Source organism: Vibrio sp. IB15 (assembly GCF_016406055.1).
Classification (GTDB): Bacteria; Pseudomonadota; Gammaproteobacteria; order Enterobacterales; family Vibrionaceae; genus Vibrio; species Vibrio chagasii.
In genome coordinates this window covers 72,305-88,894 of the sequence record NZ_JAEFCE010000001.1, presented here as the reverse complement: position 1 = coordinate 88,894, position 16,590 = coordinate 72,305, and the positions used below count along the sequence as shown (strand labels likewise).

Annotated in this window: 18 protein-coding genes; 5 read left to right on the top strand and 13 right to left on the bottom strand. The window is 43.9% G+C overall.

What is annotated here, in order from left to right; all coding sequences use genetic code 11:
• Positions 1–132: 132 nt before the first annotated feature.
• From potC to potA, 3 genes are read right to left on the bottom strand one after another with little or no spacing between them, the layout of a single operon-like run.
• Entirely contained in the window at positions 133–903 is a 771-nt protein-coding gene (gene potC / locus JC606_RS00435) for a spermidine/putrescine ABC transporter permease PotC (protein ID WP_004742279.1), read from the bottom strand.
• Positions 903–1,760 (bottom strand): spermidine/putrescine ABC transporter permease PotB, encoded by an 858-nt coding sequence (potB, locus tag JC606_RS00430; protein ID WP_105024887.1) that lies wholly within the window; start codon positions 1,758–1,760, stop codon positions 903–905. Before potB ends, potC begins: the two co-directional genes overlap by 1 nt.
• Positions 1,744–2,859, bottom strand: coding sequence for a spermidine/putrescine ABC transporter ATP-binding protein PotA (gene potA / locus JC606_RS00425; RefSeq protein WP_137406449.1), 1,116 nt, complete (start codon positions 2,857–2,859; stop codon positions 1,744–1,746). Before potA ends, potB begins: the two co-directional genes overlap by 17 nt.
• A 330-nt stretch (positions 2,860–3,189) precedes the next feature.
• On the opposite strand from potA, the gene JC606_RS00420 reads away from it, so the two are divergent.
• From JC606_RS00420 to ttcA, 4 genes are all read left to right on the top strand, one after another.
• Positions 3,190–4,005, top strand: a complete 816-nt coding sequence (locus JC606_RS00420; protein ID WP_004742282.1) for a membrane protein — start codon at positions 3,190–3,192, stop codon at positions 4,003–4,005.
• Positions 3,998–4,849: a glucosaminidase domain-containing protein gene (locus JC606_RS00415; RefSeq protein WP_137406450.1), complete on the top strand. Its 852-nt coding sequence runs from the start codon at positions 3,998–4,000 to the stop codon at positions 4,847–4,849. Before JC606_RS00420 ends, JC606_RS00415 begins: the two co-directional genes overlap by 8 nt.
• Before the next feature lie 122 nt (positions 4,850–4,971).
• Positions 4,972–5,622 (top strand): DUF2987 domain-containing protein, encoded by a 651-nt coding sequence (locus JC606_RS00410; RefSeq protein WP_137406451.1) that lies wholly within the window; start codon positions 4,972–4,974, stop codon positions 5,620–5,622.
• 296 nt (positions 5,623–5,918) lie between these two features.
• Positions 5,919–6,812 carry a tRNA 2-thiocytidine(32) synthetase TtcA gene (gene ttcA / locus JC606_RS00405; protein ID WP_008221945.1) on the top strand — a complete coding sequence of 298 codons (894 nt, stop codon included), beginning with the start codon at positions 5,919–5,921 and terminating at the stop codon, positions 6,810–6,812.
• Between the two features lie 121 nt (positions 6,813–6,933).
• Here the strand turns inward: ttcA and uspE are convergent, their stop codons facing one another.
• The 10 genes from uspE to ccoN form a co-directional block, all read right to left on the bottom strand.
• Positions 6,934–7,884, bottom strand: coding sequence for a universal stress protein UspE (uspE, locus tag JC606_RS00400; protein WP_008221946.1), 951 nt, complete (start codon positions 7,882–7,884; stop codon positions 6,934–6,936).
• A gap of 132 nt (positions 7,885–8,016) precedes the next feature.
• A complete protein-coding gene (locus JC606_RS00395; RefSeq protein ID WP_017632474.1) occupies positions 8,017–8,763 on the bottom strand; it encodes an FNR family transcription factor in 747 nt (248 codons plus the stop codon).
• Between the two features lie 86 nt (positions 8,764–8,849).
• A complete protein-coding gene (locus tag JC606_RS00390; RefSeq protein ID WP_137406452.1) occupies positions 8,850–9,524 on the bottom strand; it encodes a sulfite exporter TauE/SafE family protein in 675 nt (224 codons plus the stop codon).
• On the bottom strand, positions 9,514–9,750 hold the full coding sequence (gene ccoS, locus JC606_RS00385; RefSeq protein WP_102425549.1) for a cbb3-type cytochrome oxidase assembly protein CcoS: 237 nt from the start codon (positions 9,748–9,750) through the stop codon (positions 9,514–9,516). The genes JC606_RS00390 and ccoS overlap by 11 nt, the downstream gene beginning before the upstream one ends.
• Positions 9,750–12,122: a heavy metal translocating P-type ATPase gene (locus JC606_RS00380; RefSeq protein WP_137406453.1), complete on the bottom strand. Its 2,373-nt coding sequence runs from the start codon at positions 12,120–12,122 to the stop codon at positions 9,750–9,752. Before JC606_RS00380 ends, ccoS begins: the two co-directional genes overlap by 1 nt.
• A 5-nt stretch (positions 12,123–12,127) precedes the next feature.
• Positions 12,128–12,607 (bottom strand): FixH family protein, encoded by a 480-nt coding sequence (locus JC606_RS00375; RefSeq protein WP_137406454.1) that lies wholly within the window; start codon positions 12,605–12,607, stop codon positions 12,128–12,130.
• An 85-nt stretch (positions 12,608–12,692) separates the two neighbouring features.
• Positions 12,693–13,667, bottom strand: a complete 975-nt coding sequence (ccoP, locus tag JC606_RS00370) for a cytochrome-c oxidase, cbb3-type subunit III (protein ID WP_061033419.1) — start codon at positions 13,665–13,667, stop codon at positions 12,693–12,695.
• The gene (locus JC606_RS00365; protein ID WP_004742291.1) at positions 13,667–13,843 is read right to left on the bottom strand and encodes a CcoQ/FixQ family Cbb3-type cytochrome c oxidase assembly chaperone; all 177 of its coding nucleotides are present in this window, start codon (positions 13,841–13,843) and stop codon (positions 13,667–13,669) included. The genes ccoP and JC606_RS00365 overlap by 1 nt, the downstream gene beginning before the upstream one ends.
• A gap of 9 nt (positions 13,844–13,852) precedes the next feature.
• Complete coding sequence (gene ccoO, locus JC606_RS00360; RefSeq protein WP_004742292.1) at positions 13,853–14,473, bottom strand: cytochrome-c oxidase, cbb3-type subunit II; 621 nt, start codon at positions 14,471–14,473, stop codon at positions 13,853–13,855.
• A gap of 11 nt (positions 14,474–14,484) precedes the next feature.
• Positions 14,485–15,918, bottom strand: coding sequence for a cytochrome-c oxidase, cbb3-type subunit I (gene ccoN / locus JC606_RS00355; RefSeq protein ID WP_008221953.1), 1,434 nt, complete (start codon positions 15,916–15,918; stop codon positions 14,485–14,487).
• Positions 15,919–16,170: 252 nt separating this feature from the next.
• On the opposite strand from ccoN, the gene JC606_RS00350 reads away from it, so the two are divergent.
• A complete protein-coding gene (locus tag JC606_RS00350; RefSeq protein ID WP_198777576.1) occupies positions 16,171–16,536 on the top strand; it encodes a hypothetical protein in 366 nt (121 codons plus the stop codon).
• The last annotated feature ends 54 nt before the right edge of the window (positions 16,537–16,590 follow it).

Sequence of the window (16,590 nt, the reverse complement as noted above, 5' to 3'; positions counted from 1 at the left end):
TAAACGTTGCCCTCAGGCAGTAGATAGAAAAACAGAATGGCAATTTACCATTCTGTTTATGATTAACACTTTTTGTAGAACATGAAGTTTCTCAACTTCTTATCAAGTTAACCTCGTTAAAGAGTAGGAGGCTTACTTAATTTTCTCTCTCGCTAACAACTGAGAAATAATCACCAGTATTAGCGACACCACTAACATCACTGTTGCTAGGGCGTTAACCTCTGGAGAGATACCTACTTTAACCATAGAGTAAATCTTCAGTGGCAAGATTTCATACGTTGGACCGGTTACGAAAGAGCTGATGATCACATCGTCCAAAGACAGTGTGAAGCTCAACAACCAACCCGCAGCAACCGCAGGCTTAGCAAGTGGCAGGATGATCTGTTTTAGAATCGTCCATTCACTTGCACCTAAGTCTTTTGCTGCTTCAAGCATTTTCACATCAAAGCCATTCAAACGGCTGTAAACCGTTACAACAACAAACGGCAAACAGAACGTAATGTGTGCAGCAAGTAGGGTAAAGAAGCCTAGTTGCACACCCATTACCAAGAACAGAGCCAGTAACGAGATTGCCATTACGATATCTGGTGACATCATTACGATAAACAACATGCCATTGACTACGCCTTTACCTTTAAATTGGTAACGGAATAGGGCTACGGCTGTCAGGCTGCCGACAATCGTTGCGGCTGTCGCTGAGAACACCGCTACGTTAATCGAGTGCCACGCAGCCTGCATTAGGCTGTCGTTGTTAATAAGCGCGTCATACCACTTGGTGGTGAAGCCACCCCATTTCATACCAAACTTGTTGGCATTAAATGAGTTCGCAATCAATACGATAATAGGTAGGTATAGAAAAGCGTATACCAGCGCCATAAAGCTGAACTTAACTGTGCGACCCATTAGTCTAGCTCCACCTTCTTATTCAATAGCTTGCCTGCTCGGTAGTAGGCATAAAGCATAATTGCCATTGCAACCGTCAGCGCAATACTCGTTGCCGCGCCAAACGGCCAGTCTCGGGCGTTGAGTACTTGGCTCTTAATCACGTTACCAATCAGCAAGTTCTTAGCGCCGCCTAGCAAGTCAGAGATATAGAACATGCCTAACGCAGGAAGAAGTACTAATAAACAACCACCGATGATGCCAGGCATTGTTAACGGTAGAACAACTTTCAACAAGGTTTGAAGCTTGTTTGCGCCTAAGTCTTTTGCTGCTTCTAGGTACGTGTCATCAAGTTTTTCAATCGCTGAATACAACGGAAGAATCATGAATGGCAGTAGGATATACACCAAGCCGATCATCACCGCCGTTTCTGTGTACATAATACGCAGCGGCTTATCGATGATATCTAGCGCTAGTAAGCTTTTGTTCAAGACACCTTGAGTCCCCAGTACTATCTTCAAGCCGTAGGTACGAATCAAAGAGTTCGTCCAAAATGGCACAATCACCAAGAACAGCATGAAAGGGCGCCATTTCTCAGGCATTTTTGCCACGATGTAGGCAAACGGGTAGCCAATGATCAAACACAATAGCGTCGCGATAATAGCCATATAGAAAGAGTGCATCAGCACTTTAAAATACAGCGGGTCGGCCAAACGGATGTAGTTATCGAGAGTGAAGGTCATCTCGATCAAGTTTGCTTCGTCACGAGTTAAGAAGCTGGTACCGATGATCATGATGTTTGGAATCATCACGAACAGCACCAACCAACCTGTGATTAAAGCAACAATCGCGTTTTGTAAATTAAACTTCTTGCTCATCTTCTAATACCACTTCCCAGCTCTCAACCCAAGTTACTGCAACTTTTTGGCCCAGTGAGTGATCAACATCAGGGTCATCTTCGTTGAAGAATTCGCTTACCATTACGCGCATGCCGGATTCTAGTTCTACAACTGAATCTAAAGTCATGCCTTTGTAGGTACGCTCGACAATGTGGCCAACAATACCGCGTTGCTCAGACTCTTTAATCTCTTCAATACGAAGATCTTCAGGGCGAAGCAATACCTGCAGTTTTTGACCAGAAGTGATCGCCTTATCGTGGTAGATAATGGACTCTTCACCTTCAATTGTCGCAACAATGCGTTTTTCATCTAAACGAGATGTCGGTGTCGCATCGAATACGTTAATCTCACCAATGAAGCGAGCTACAAAAAGGTTCTTAGGCTCTTCGTAAATCTCTCTTGGTGTGCCATCTTGCTCAATCACGCCGTCACGCATAACAATAATACGATCAGACATAGACAGTGCTTCTTCTTGGTCGTGCGTTACAAAAATAAACGTGATACCAAGTTGGCGCTGAAGTTGCTTCAGCTCGATTTGCATCTGTTTACGAAGTTTGTAATCCAGAGCAGACAGAGATTCATCCAACAAAAGAACTTTAGGCTTATTAACAACAGCACGAGCGATTGCGATACGTTGCTGTTGACCACCAGAAAGCTGGTGTGGTTTTCTTTGTGCCATCTGCTCTAGGCGCACCATTTTTAAAGCTTCCATTACACGAGGTTCAATCTCGCTGTTTGGAACTTTCTGCATGCGTAAGCCAAATGCCACATTTTCGAAAACGGTCATATGTGGGAATAGGGCATAGCTTTGGAATACAGTGTTAACATGCCTTTGTTCAGCAGGGACGTGGGTTACGTTCTGTTCAGCTAGTAGTATTTGACCACTATCTGCCGTTTCAAAACCCGCAATCATTCTTAGTACCGTTGTTTTACCACAACCTGATGGGCCTAAAATCGTGAGAAACTCACCATGATTTACGTTTAGATCAAGATTGCCGATGACTTCCTTACCATCGAAGCTTTTACTAATACCAGTTAGCTGTACTACTGGTTTTCCTACTGATTTTTTAGCGTTCAACGTCTGTTTTTCTCCACCTTGGTTCTGTTTGAGAACCTGTTGCTATACACCTTTGAGGCGCGAATCATAATCACCAAAAACGTGAAATCAAAGCATTTTTTACCATTCGAAGATAAAAAATTTCGCAGGTAAAAGTAAACATCCTTTACCATACTGTTATTTACTGGGTTTACGCCCCAACAAGTGTCTAATTATTAACCATCAAGATACAAAAGCAAGCCTTGTTACAGATTCATATTTTAGTTTGTATCCGACATATGAGTATAATGAAGGTAATTTTTTATCAATAAGTTAGGTGGCTCAGTTTAATTGGCGCACCTAGGTATCACTATGAACAACGACATCGAAAAAGATTTTAATTTGGGCGGTAGTATCGACCGTGCACTTTCTGGCGATTATGAGCTCAAAGCAACGGCTGTATTCCAAGAGGCATGGAAACATACGGTAAGTCACTTTCTTTCGTTTTCCCCTGCGATTGTTGCTCTGATGTTCGTGCAACTGGCTATTTTTTATATCGCATTAAAACTGCAACTGGGTGACCCTGCGGTTATCTTAGACGCGGTTATCGATCCTGAGGCGTTTACTCCACAAATTGTTGAGTCCATTTTTATTGCCAACTTCAGCTATGAAGTTATCAGCGCGCCTATCTATGCAGGTATCTGTTTGATGGCGATGAGCCACGCAGCTGGTCTACAGACCAAAGTACGCCACATTGGCAAAGGCTTACAGTTTACGATTCCAGTAATTCTTGTGACTCTGTTCAGTCTGATGCTTCAAGGTATTGCAGGTATGATTCTGCCGTTTCTGTCGATTTACTTCTCGCTTGCGTTCAGCCACTCAATCCTGTTGATTTGCGATAAGAAAGTACCACCAATGCAATCGCTGCTACTTTCTCTGCGTGCTGTAAACAAGAAAATCTTCACCGTTGCTTCTATCTACCTATTAGTAATGCTGATGTTCATCGTCGCGGCAATGATGTACGGCATTGGCCTTATCTTCGTTTTACCTTTCTTCTTCCACGTGAAAGGCATTCTTTACCGTGAGATGTTTGGCATTAAACTCAAACTGATTGCGTCAGACAGACCAAAGAGCGACGACGACCACAACGGTAGCAACAACAAAGACCCACAGGTATTCGATGCATAACAACTCTAAATCAAGCGCAAGTAAATCACTTGCGCTAAAAGTGACAGCATTAGCCTTAGTTGGCTCAATCTCGTTAGTTGGCCCAATACTTTACCAACAAGAAGAAGAGCGCAGGCGAGCAGGGCAAAAGGCTCCAGACTCAGAGCAAAACTTTGGTGATTTGACCGTCTTTTCTGATAAGCCAGATTTCGCAGCGATTGAAGATGTAAATGAAAAGAAAGACACCTTCTTTTCTTATCTTCGCTCAAGTATCAACATCGAAAACAAGCGAATCACGAAAGAACGTGCGTTTCTAACCAAGCTTTCAGAAGCGGGGATGAACAATGTTGACTCTGAAGATGCGTCATACGCAAAGCGACTAGGGAAACTGTATAGCCTGCCGGTACCTTCAACGGGCATAGATGACGCTTGGCTGAAAGAAATGTTGAATCGTGTAAACGTGCTACCTGAAGCGCTTGTGTTAACTCAGGCGGCCAATGAATCGGCTTGGGGTACATCTCGTTTCGCCACTAAAGCGAATAACTATTTTGGTCATTGGTGTTACACCAAAGGTTGTGGCCTAGTTCCGCTACAACGTAACGAAGGTAGCTCACATGAAGTGGCAACATTCTCTTCAAGCCAAGAGTCTGTGCACCGTTACTTCATGAACCTAAACCGAAACCGCGCTTATGCAGACCTAAGAGCTATTCGCGCAAAACTAGCGGCACAGGGCGACGATCTGTTAACAACCGAAACCGCAACAGAGCTCACTAACGGCTTGCTAAAATATTCTGAGCGAGGTTCAGACTATGTGACTGATTTACAAGCTATGATCCGTCACAACGAGGTATACTGGAAAAAGTAACTCGATTTGATAGTCATTTGGCGAGCTTAAACGGTAAGTTTGACCAAATAACATCACATAAAGAGCAGCTCATTGGCTGCTCTTTCTATTTATAAACGCTCAACTTCGACAAGACTATAACAATGAAAAAGACAGCACTCGCTTTATTAGCTTCTCTAAGCCTAGGGATCTCTTTACCTGCTGCAGCGCAAGAATACATGTTTACCTATTCTAAGCTTTACACACAGCTTAAAAATAATACCAAAGAAGGGCATGATGACGTTAAAGTTGCAGTCTTCTTTGTCGATCAGCAAGCCCAAACAACCTGTCATATCAGCAAAGCTTGGATGGAAAAAGAAGAACACTACGAAGAGCTGAAAGTCTCTCCAGCTAACGAGCTTCTGCTACCAGTAGACCAAAACCTTCGTTCAGCAAACCCGCTTATTTTTGTGCAAACAAAAGAACAAGAGTGCGCATACTCCTTGGTTGTTATGACTAAAGCACCTTTAGCCGGAACGGTTGAGGTTGTACAGCTGGAAAACCTGTTACCACAGATGCAAGCAATGTTAGAAGACGTAAGCGGTATGTTCTCAAGCTGGTTCACCCCGGACATCCAAGGGTTAACGCTTGAGTTTGCAGACAAGCTTGAAGGTAACATAACGCTTTCTAACGGCAAGCAGCTCCCAATTACCCAAGGGCGCGCTAAGTTCACACTAGAAGAACTCAATGGAAGTGACAGCATCACGTTACCAGAAGCGACAACTCGTGTGTTACCTTACATTCCGGCTCAATAGCCTTTGTTTGGCGATTGACCACACGGCGTTAATCTAAACAAAACAATGTAAAGCAGCCAACTCAAACCAAGTTAGGCTGCTTTTCTTTTCCTACAACCAGCGTGGTTTGCGCTTTTGAAGCTCATTTTTTATGAAAGATGAGCGGTTATCACTAGATAAAGTGGCATCTTTCAACCAGTCACCTTGTTTATCCTACCGTTACTATTTCAACATGAAATAAAAATCCGTATAATCCACGCCCTAAAACAGTCCCACTAGCAATCTACAGTCGGTAATACGACGGTGTGAGAGTCGCAATGAACCAAAACGATAATAGAAAAGAAGTACTAGAATTCAACAAACTTCAGAAACGTCTGAGAAGAAATGTTGGAAATGCCATCATCGACTACAACATGATCGAAGAGAATGATGTGGTAATGGCATGTATCAGTGGCGGTAAAGATTCATTTGCGATGCTAGATATTTTGCTACGTTTACGTGAAGCAGCACCAATCAAATTTGATGTTGTTGCGGTAAACCTAGATCAAAAACAACCAGGGTTCCCTGAGCACATTCTTCCTGAATACTTTGAAACGCTGAACATTCCTTACTACATCGTAGATAAAGATACGTACTCAGTAGTTAAAGAGAAGATTCCAGAAGGTAAGACAACGTGTGGTCTATGTTCTCGTCTGCGTCGCGGTACTTTGTACTCGTTCGCTGAGAAGATTGGCGCGACTAAGATCGCTCTTGGTCACCACATGGATGACATCGTGGAAACTATGTTCCTTAACATGTTCCACGGCGCTCGTCTAAAGGCTATGCCACCTAAGCTACGTTCTGATGATGGTCGTAACGTTGTTATTCGTCCACTGACTTACTGTCGTGAAACAGACCTAATCAAATACGCTGAACACAAAGAGTTCCCAATCATTCCTTGTAACCTATGTGGTTCGCAAGAAAACCTACAACGTCAAAGCATTAAAGCAATGCTGATTGATTGGGACAAGAAAACACCAGGCCGTGTTGAAAAGATCTTTAAATCAATTCAAAACGTTAGCCCAAGCCAACTGGCTGACCGCGAACTGTTTGACTTCGTAAACCTTCCACTAGACCGTAGTGGCGAGCGTGAAGAGTACGAATTCCAAGAAGCTGAAATTTCATCTTCTAACATCGATGAGTCAATGTTCATCGACGTAACGAACGTATAATAAGAATATTCGTTATGGCGCAATAGATGCGCCTACAACAGACAAATAAAAACGCCTCAAGCAATGCTTGAGGCGTTTTTTATAAGTTGAACTCGCCGTTAAGTTCGTCTGCTTAAACACATTAACCTTTCGAAAGGTTAGGGTCGAGTGGGCTCACGTAACCAGATGGCTTAAGCGCCAAAACATCACAGTTAATCTTATCGATAACATGCTCCGCAGTATTACCGATGAACACCGCAGATAAGCCGGTACGACCGGTTGTACCCAAGATTACCATTGCAGCGTTATTTTCAGACGCGACACGTGGAATCACATCTTCTGGTAAGCCTTGCTCAACAACGGTCTGCTCTTCACACATACCGTGCTTCTGACGCAGTGCCTTCATCGCCGTTAAGTGATGACCACGAACTGCATCGGTGTAAGACGTAGGATCGAACTCAGGCAGTTCGATAGTGATATTCGCCGGAGTGACTGGGTAAGCGTTAACTAAGAAAGGTTCCGCATCCAAACGACCAGTTATCTCGAGGAGTCGATCAACCATAGTATCGTTAAGTTCTAAATGCGCTTCTGTCTCTGAGCCTACGTGAACGGACGCATAAATTTTCGCGTGCTCTGGCCAGAAATCGTTTTTAACGAGCAGTACAGGGCTAGGGCATTTTCTCAATAGGTGCCAATCAGTCGGCGTGAAGATAACCGACTCCAAGGTGTCGTGCTTGCGCGTGCCCTTAATCAAGATATCGTGACCACCACTGTATACCTCTGCAATGATGGCTTCGTAAGGGCGGTTATGCCAAACCACCTGCACATTAAATTCGATAGAATCATCTAGATAAGGCTGTGCTACTTTGTTCATCCAGATTTCACGCTGATGAATCACGCCCTTGCGCATTGCGTCTCGTTCATCGACAGAGAGCATAGATGTCATTTCATACGAGAAGTCGTAGATAGACAAAAAGAAAGTGATATGGCTTGTTGAGGTGCTTTTCTTAGCAAGTTGGATAGCACGAACTAGAGCAGGTTGCTCATCGTGATTAATGTCTGCGACAACTAAAATTTTGTTATAGATACTCATAACTAAGCCTACTTTTCAGACCGAACATATAAATAATGTAGCGTAGTTATGGGGAGATTAAGAGAAATAAAAGAGGTTTTAAGAGAGAAACATGATGTAGCTCATTATTGAACTACATCATTGATATCTAGACTATTCTTTTGAAACGCCAGCAAGTTCCATCAGCGCATCGTGATCTTCGATAGTGATATATTTGCCTTTAACGCTCAAGATGTCTGCTTTCTGGAAACGGCCTAAAAGACGGCTAATCGTTTCAACCGTTAAACCTAGGTAATTACCAATATCGCCACGAGTCATCGTTAAGCGGAACTCACGTGGGCTGAAACCACGTTGAGAGAAGCGAGTTGAAAGATTGTAAAGGAATGCAGCCAGACGCTCTTCCGCGTTCTTTTTAGAAAGAAGCAGAATCATTTCTTGGTCGCCTTTAATCTCGTTACTCATCAGGCGCATAATTTGCTGACGCAATTTCGGCATTTTTCCTGATAGGTCATCAAGAATCTCGTACGGGATTTCACATACCATAGAAGTTTCTAGTGCTTGTGCGAAACTAGGGTGTAGGTCACCAGTGATCGCGTCAAAGCCAACAAGATCGCCCGCTAGGTGGAATGCAGTAATCTGTTCGTCACCTTGCTCGGTAATCGTGTAGCTCTTGATCGTTCCAGAGCGAATAGCGTAGAGAGATTTAAGCTCGTCACCGGCTTTAAATAACTCTTGGCCTTTTTGAATAGGCTTTTTTCTCTCAATGATCTGATCAAGTTGATCAAGTTCAGATTCATTCAAAGTGAACGGAATACAAAGTTGGCTAATACTACAATCCTGGCAATGGATCGCACAGCCACCAGATTGGACACGTTTCGTTACAGGCTTTTCAGAAATCATAACAATCTTTCACTATTTGATATACGTCAATATTTTAGCATTCCTTTATCCAGTTGGGTAGTAAAAAAACCGGATTTAAAGAATGGCTATACGGTATAAATAATGAGCTGCAGTGCCATATATCCAGAGTAGAAACCGTAAATCAAGATTAAAATCGCACCGAGTTGACGAAATAAGTCAGCTTGTTGCAATTTCTTGAGGAAGCTAGCACCCATACCAACCGTCAGCATCGCAGGAAGCGTTCCTAAGCCAAATGCGAGCATGATTCCCGCTCCATTATACCAACTGCCTGAGACAGCCGCCCAAGTCAGCATAGAGTATACTAGACCACACGGTAACCAACCCCAAATGAAACCAAACGGCAGAGCGTGGCTTGGATGCTTGAGTGGAAGGAAAGACTTACCGACTGGTGAAATATAACGCCACAGCTTCTGACCGACCTTCTCAAAGAACAATAAGCCAAACCACCATTTACCGATATACAGACCCAAAATGATCATAAAGATGGCAGCAAACAAACGAAGCCAATTAAGTAGCGCGTTGAAATCGCTAAGTTGACCGATTGAAGAGATAGCACCGCCGATCACACCACCAATAACGGCATAGCTGAGTAGGCGACCAAGGTTGTAAAGTAGGGGAATAACCGAGGAAGGTTTGGTATTGCCGATTGAAAGGAGCGACGCAATGCCACCACACATTCCCATGCAGTGGCCCGCGCCGATCAGTCCGACAACAAAGGCTCCGATCCAATCAGGCGTCATCGTTCTTTTTATCTAGGTTAGTTGGGCTTTCTGTATTGGCTTTATCATTCTTAACAGGCTTGCTGTCAGAGTGAGCATGGGCCTTTTCGTCTTCATCAAACAAAATGTTGTGACCTTGACGCTCAAGGTCTTCAAACTGTTCGCTCTTAACGGCCCATAGAAAAATACCAACTGCGATACACACTAGCACAATCGCAATGGGAATCAGGATATATAAACTTTCCATTATTTACCTTGCTCTTTTAAAAGCCTTAATGAGTTAGACACAACAATAATAGAGCTTGCAGACATGCCAACTACGGCAATGTATGGGGCAACCAAACCCGCTACAGCCAATGGAAGGATGAGTAGGTTATATCCCAATGACCATGCTAGGTTTTCGCGGATTATCTTACGCGTTTTTAGCGCCAATGTACGGGACTTAAGTAATCTATCAAGCTTGTCGCCCAATAAAACCATGTCTGCAGAGGCTTTTGCTACATCTGTTCCGCCGCCCATAGCGACAGAAAGGTGAGCACCCGCAAGGATAGGCGCATCGTTAATACCGTCGCCGACCATCATGGTAATGTCTTTTTCATCACGAGAATTAAGGTAAGCAAGCTTATCCTCTGGTTTCGCGTTCGCGACAATATCGGTGATCCCAATTTCTTCAGCCACAGGCTTCGCGTTAATCAAGGAGTCTCCAGTCAACAGGGTAGTTTTAATACCCGCTTCTTTGAATTTTTGGATGAACTCGATGCTTTCTTTACGAATCGGGTCTTCATAAGTGAAGGTTGCGATATGACGTCCAGCCATCGACAAGTAGATACCGTTGCTTTGTGTTGGCTGAGCTTCACCAAGAATAAACTCGCTACTACCGATCGCAACTTCTTGACCGTTCCAGTCACCAGTAATACCTGAACCGATAACGTTGTTTACTGCATCGACTTCAACATCATCTGACACGTGAGTCTTGAATGCTTTCGCAATAGGGTGGTTAGCATGCTGTTCTAGGCTCGCAGCCACTTTTAAACACGTCTCTTTATCAAGCTCAGAGAAAGTTTCCACACGGCTGATACGAATATCACCCTCAGTCAATGTACCCGTCTTATCGATGATCAAGTGATTTACTTTACACAAGGTTTCGAATACGTGGCCTTTACGCAGTAAAATACCAAAGTTGCCCATACGGGATGTCGAACAAGTAATTGCAGTCGGTGTAGCCAGTGAGAGAGCACAAGGACAAGTCGCTACCAGTACAGATAACATGATCCAGAATGCATCTTCTGGACGAGTTTGGTGCCAGTAGAACCAAGTACCGAAAGAGATAATCAAAATAACCGCTACAAAGTAACGAGCCACAATATCTGCAATCTCCGCGATACGAGGCTTAGACAACTGTGCTTCATCTTGAAGACGAACGATATTAGAGATGACCGAGTCCGCTTTTGATGTCATCACTTCCAGTTCAAATGACTCGTCACCATTCAACGTGCCAGCGAAGACAGTATCGCCTTCGTTTTTCACGACATGGATAGATTCGCCAGTCAGCATGGATTCATCAATGTGAACTCGACCAGAAAGTACTTTACCGTCCGCAGGAATATGCTCACCCGGTAGTACGCGAATCTGATCGCCTACCTTTAAGGTTTTTACTGGAACTTGGTCGCCATCTAACGTTGTCGCCATTGCAGGAACGAGCTTAAGCAGATTACCACTCGCTGCCGCCGCTTTACGACGCGCTCTCATCTCTAAGAAACGACCAAGCAGAAGGAAGAAGGTAAACATCGAAATAGATTCGAAGAAAACTTCTCCTTTCTCTGTCACGGTTGCCACCAAGCTCGCAACGTAAGCAAACAGCAGCGCAATCGACACAGGCACATCCATACCCAGCGTTCGCCCCTTAATACTGCGCCATGCATTGATGTAGAATGGCAGAGCAGAATAAAGCAATACCGGCGTTGCAAAGATCAAGCTTACCCAGCGGAAGTAGTTTTTAAACTCAGGCTCAAGATTGCCAAATACTTCAAGGTATAGTGCGACCGCCAGCATCATCACCTGCATGGTTGCTAAACCAGCAACGCCAAGACGATAGAGGTAGTTCTTCATTGAGCGGTGATAGGCAGCTTCTTGTTGGTCAGCCTCGAAAGGCGCAGCTTTGTAACCTAAGGTATGGACCGCCGATAACAACTCACTCAATTTAACTTGCGTGTTGTCCCAGCTAAGTAGGGCGCGGTTGGTGGTGGTGTTCACCCGGATGCTACCAACACCTTGTTTTGAAGAGACTTGTTTCTCGATTAGCCATGCACATGCTGCACATGAAACACCCTCTAGTGACAATGTCACTTCAGAAACATTCTCAGAGTTCCTTACAAACTCCAATTGAACGTCTTCATTATCATAATGACTGAGTGCCAGAAGTTGTTCTGGCACTAGATCCGCTTTCTCAGCGGGAGCGGTACGGTATTGGTAGTAAGAAACCAAACCGCTATCAACGATTGTCTGAGCTACAGTCTCGCAGCCCGGACAACACATCTTACGAGGCGATCCTAAGATCTCGACTTCAAAATCCGTTTCCGCTGGTACATCTTCACCGCAGTGATAACAGGATTCACACATAAGCTTTAGTTCATTAGTTGAGTAGGAGTTTCAATGGGGAAGTTCATGCGACCTTGAACTAACCATTCTTCGTCATGCGGCGTCAACTCAATGAACCACGGACCTTCTAAGTGATGATCCAGAGTCATTGTGTAGTTGCCTCTCGCATCAGCGGTTAGTAGCTGAGTGAAATCGCGGTCTGGTAGTGTTCTGTGAACAAACATTGCACTGATAGCAGGGAAGTGATCAAGTTTGCCTTTGTCTAATGTGATGATAACAGAGTTACCTCTCTCATTGAGCGAAGCTGATAGGCCCAGCTCTCTGGCGATATTTACTTTTGAAATGTCGACATTAATGCCTTTTCCTTTTTTATAGTAATCCTCAGTCACTAGGTCTACAGAGTTCTGTGTAAACACAATAACCGTCATAATGGTCCAAATAACTACTGTCGCTGGCAACGCGATTAAGAACCACGGCCAAAACTGTTTATACCAAGGCTTTACCATAAAAAAGATCTCAAAAAAGAATAAAAAGAAGAGGTTATAAAATAAAGGAAAGACAGCCTCTTAGAAAGAGGCTGTTATTGAAATGTTACTTATTATCTGAGTTGCTCAGGCTCCACACGTAAGATGAAACCAGTTGTACTTTGTCTTCGCCTAGAATGTCTTTCCAAGCAGGCATAACGCCAGAACGTCCGTACATAACTGTTTCAGTTACGTCTGCACGAGAATCGCCAAACAACCAATCGCGGTCAGTCAGATCAGGTGCGCCAACAGCAGGGTTACCCTTACCATCAGTACCGTGACACGCTGCACACACTACAAAGCGAGCTTTACCAGCTTCTGCTTCACGTGCGTTTACGCTACGACCAGAAAGGCTAAGAGTGTAGCTAACTACTTCTTTTACGCCTTCTTCGCCAAGCGCGTCTTTCCAGCCTGGCATTTGGCCAACACGACCGTGCATAATTGTTGTAACGATAGCCTCAGGTTCACCGCCATATAGCCATGCGTCATCAGTTAGGTTAGGGAAACCTTTCTGACCACGTGCATCAGAGCCGTGACACTGAGAACAGTTTTGCAAGAATAAACGTTGACCCACTTTGATTGCGTCAGCGTCTGATGCAATGTCAGGAATTGAACGTAAACCGTTTTCGTCGTGCGCTAGCTTTCTGAATGCTTCACCGAAGTAGGTGTCTGCATCATCAAGCTCTTTCGCGTACGCATCTAACTGTTTGTTTGCTTGCGCAGCAGCAATTGCAGAGCGAGACTCTTCAACGCTACGTACCGTTTGGTCTGAACTTGTCCAACCTAAAAGGCCTTTAAAGTTACCTAGGCCAGGGTATAGAGCAAGGTAAACCGCTGCAAAAACAATCGTACTGATGAAAAGGTATGTCCACCATTTTGGTAGTGGGTTGTTAAGCTCACGAATACCATCGTATTCATGGCCCATATCTTGACCTTCTTCTACGCCTGTTTTGTCTTTAAAACACCAACGAAGTAAGACAGCACAACCAATTAGGGTACCAATCGTAATCGCACTAACCCAGATACTCCAGAATGTACTCATTACTTTGTCACTCCTTCATTTTTAGAACTTGTTGCTGGCTCGTCGTCAGCAAACACTAGGTTCGCGTCTTCGTCGAAACGTGATTTACGGTTCTTGCCGTATGCCCACCAAACGATACCGATGAAGCAAGCAAAAACAGTCACAGTCCAAACACTTTGAAATGTAATAATGTCCATAACTATTCCTTATTTCATTGCGTGGCCAAGCGATTGAAGGTAAGCGATGATTGCATCCATCTCTGTTTTTCCTTCAACATCTTGTTTAGCGTTAGCAATTTGTTCGTCTGTGTAAGGAACACCAAATTGATTACGGAAGAGTTCAAGCTTCTGTTGAGTCAATTTGCCATCAAGTACATTTTCAGCAAGCCATGGGAAACCAGGCATGTTTGATTCAGGAACAAGTTCACGTGGGTCGATAAGGTGAACACGGTGCCACTCATCTGAGTAGCGATCACCAACACGCGCTAGATCAGGACCAGTACGCTTAGAGCCCCATAGGAATGGGTGTTCCCAAACACTTTCGCCAGCTACAGAGTAGTGGCCGTAACGTTCAGTCTCAGAGCGGAAAGGACGAATCATTTGGCTGTGACATACGTTACAACCTTCACGAATGTAGATATCACGACCTTCCATTTCCAAAGCAGAGTAAACACGTAGGTTTTCTACAGGTTCAGTTGTCTGCTTTTGGAAGATAAGAGGGGTAATCTCGACTAAAGCACCAAAACTGATAGCAATAACGATCAAGATCGCTAGTAAGCCAACGTTCTTCTCTACCAACTCATGGCGATTATTTGAATTTGAGCTCATTCTAAATCTCCTTAAGCCGGTTGAGGGATAGCTTTAAGGCTATCTTTAGGTGCAGAAACAGTTTTGTACGTGTTGTATGCCAATAAGAACATACCAGATAGGAAGATGAAACCACCTAGGAAACGTACAAAGTAGAACGGGTAAGACGCTTCTACAGATTCAACGAAGCTGTAAGTTAATGTACCGTCAGAGTTAACTGCACGCCACATCAGACCTTGCATCACACCAGAGATCCACATTGCAACAATGTAGAAAACCGTACCAATCGTTGCTAACCAGAAGTGAACATTGATTAGAGATACAGAGTACATGCGCTCTTGACCAAATAGCTTAGGAACTAAGTGGTAAACCGAACCGATAGAAACCATTGCAACCCAACCTAACGCACCAGAGTGAACGTGACCGATAGTCCAGTCCGTGTAGTGAGATAGTGCGTTAACCGTTTTGATTGCCATCATTGGGCCTTCGAAAGTCGACATGCCGTAGAATGATAGAGAAACGATTAGGAAACGTAGGATAGGGTCGTAGCGAAGCTTATGCCACGCACCAGACAGAGTCATGATACCGTTGATCATGCCACCCCAAGAAGGAGCAAACAGAACCAAAGACATAACCATACCTAGAGACTGAGTCCAGTCTGGAAGTGCAGTGTAGTGTAGGTGGTGAGGACCAGCCCAGATATACAGAGACACAAGTGCCCAGAAGTGAACGATCGACAAACGGTAAGAATAAACAGGGCGACCAGCTTGTTTAGGAACGAAGTAGTACATCATACCTAGGAAACCAGCTGTCAATAGGAAGCCTACCGCATTGTGTCCGTACCACCATTGCACCATTGCATCAATTGCACCTGAGTAAATCGAGTACGACTTAAACGCAGATACAGGAACAGCTAGGCTGTTAACGATGTGCAACACGGCAACCGTGATGATGAAGGCTCCGAAGAACCAGTTTGCTACGTAAATGTGTGATGTCTTACGTTTAATCATGGTTCCGAAGAACACGACCGCATAAGCTACCCACACAAGAGTAATAGCAATATCGATTGGCCATTCTAGTTCTGCGTATTCTTTACCAGAGGTCAAACCTAACGGTAAAGTAATTGCAGCGGACAGGATAATCGCTTGCCAACCCCAAAAGGTAAAGGCTACGAGAGGGCCACCAAAGAGACGCGTCTGACAAGTACGTTGCACAACATAATATGATGTTGCAAACAGCGCACTTGTACCGAACGCAAAAATAACCGCATTAGTATGCAGGGGACGTAAACGACTGTACGTCAACCACGGCGTATCAAAGTTTAGCTGTGGCCAAACTAATTGAGCGGCAATCAAAACACCAACGCCCATACCGACAATACCCCACAAAATTGTAACCAGGGTAAATTGACGGACGACCGTATAGTTGTAGTTTTGTTCAAGCTGCTTTTCTTGGCTCATTTGCATGCTTCCAATTTCTTATTTACTACACTTTACTTCCAACACGACTCACGTCGTAATGCCACCCAAATTAGAAAAGGAAATTCAGCCTATTCAGGACCTTATTTCCACTTGCTGATTTTAAAAAAAAGTGGCATTTTCAACGCGACACTATACTTGAATTAACAAATCAATGACAGAGTAGTAACCTTACGCTTGGTCTGGAATTGGATTTTTATTTAAAAACTTTGAACTTTGTAACAAGGAGTAAAGATTATAATGGCGGCACAAAAGCTAACAAAAGGCAGGCTTGTTCAAATTATCGTCATGTTGGTTGTTTTAATAGCTGCATTTACTTGGAGAACAGTGACATACGATAATAACGAGACAATAACCTGTATCGTTTCAAAACCTTGTGAATTTGGTATTGATAATAATAATGTTTTGATTTCGGACGATAGCCAGGGGTATTCGATCGAAACATCTAAAACTGGCAAATTTATAATTAGCAATGAAGGAAGCGGAGTTTTAGAACCGAAAGGGGCTTCATCTTGGCTTTTACAAACCGATGATAAGAGCGCCTCAATAACGGTTACATTTCCACAACAGGTCATGACGTATACAGTAAACCTATCCAAAGAATAAAATGGAAAACTGAGCAACGCCTCGCTCTTTGATAGAAATATTGACTAAACCAGT

Excerpts from the sequence above, each read along its gene's own strand:
- potC (WP_004742279.1), bottom strand. The coding sequence starts at position 903 with ATGGGTCGCACAGTTAAGTTCAGCTTTATGGCGCTGGTATACGCTTTT.
- potB (WP_105024887.1), bottom strand. The coding sequence starts at position 1,760 with ATGAGCAAGAAGTTTAATTTACAAAACGCGATTGTTGCTTTAATCACA.
- JC606_RS00420 (WP_004742282.1), top strand. The coding sequence starts at position 3,190 with ATGAACAACGACATCGAAAAAGATTTTAATTTGGGCGGTAGTATCGAC.
- JC606_RS00415 (WP_137406450.1), top strand. The coding sequence starts at position 3,998 with ATGCATAACAACTCTAAATCAAGCGCAAGTAAATCACTTGCGCTAAAA.
- JC606_RS00410 (WP_137406451.1), top strand. The coding sequence starts at position 4,972 with ATGAAAAAGACAGCACTCGCTTTATTAGCTTCTCTAAGCCTAGGGATC.
- ttcA (WP_008221945.1), top strand. The coding sequence starts at position 5,919 with ATGAACCAAAACGATAATAGAAAAGAAGTACTAGAATTCAACAAACTT.
- uspE (WP_008221946.1), bottom strand. The coding sequence starts at position 7,884 with ATGAGTATCTATAACAAAATTTTAGTTGTCGCAGACATTAATCACGAT.
- JC606_RS00395 (WP_017632474.1), bottom strand. The coding sequence starts at position 8,763 with ATGATTTCTGAAAAGCCTGTAACGAAACGTGTCCAATCTGGTGGCTGT.
- JC606_RS00390 (WP_137406452.1), bottom strand. The coding sequence starts at position 9,524 with ATGACGCCTGATTGGATCGGAGCCTTTGTTGTCGGACTGATCGGCGCG.
- ccoS (WP_102425549.1), bottom strand. The coding sequence starts at position 9,750 with ATGGAAAGTTTATATATCCTGATTCCCATTGCGATTGTGCTAGTGTGT.
- JC606_RS00380 (WP_137406453.1), bottom strand. The coding sequence starts at position 12,122 with ATGTGTGAATCCTGTTATCACTGCGGTGAAGATGTACCAGCGGAAACG.
- JC606_RS00375 (WP_137406454.1), bottom strand. The coding sequence starts at position 12,607 with ATGGTAAAGCCTTGGTATAAACAGTTTTGGCCGTGGTTCTTAATCGCG.
- ccoP (WP_061033419.1), bottom strand. The coding sequence starts at position 13,667 with ATGAGTACATTCTGGAGTATCTGGGTTAGTGCGATTACGATTGGTACC.
- JC606_RS00365 (WP_004742291.1), bottom strand. The coding sequence starts at position 13,843 with ATGGACATTATTACATTTCAAAGTGTTTGGACTGTGACTGTTTTTGCT.
- ccoO (WP_004742292.1), bottom strand. The coding sequence starts at position 14,473 with ATGAGCTCAAATTCAAATAATCGCCATGAGTTGGTAGAGAAGAACGTT.
- ccoN (WP_008221953.1), bottom strand. The coding sequence starts at position 15,918 with ATGCAAATGAGCCAAGAAAAGCAGCTTGAACAAAACTACAACTATACG.
- JC606_RS00350 (WP_198777576.1), top strand. The coding sequence starts at position 16,171 with ATGGCGGCACAAAAGCTAACAAAAGGCAGGCTTGTTCAAATTATCGTC.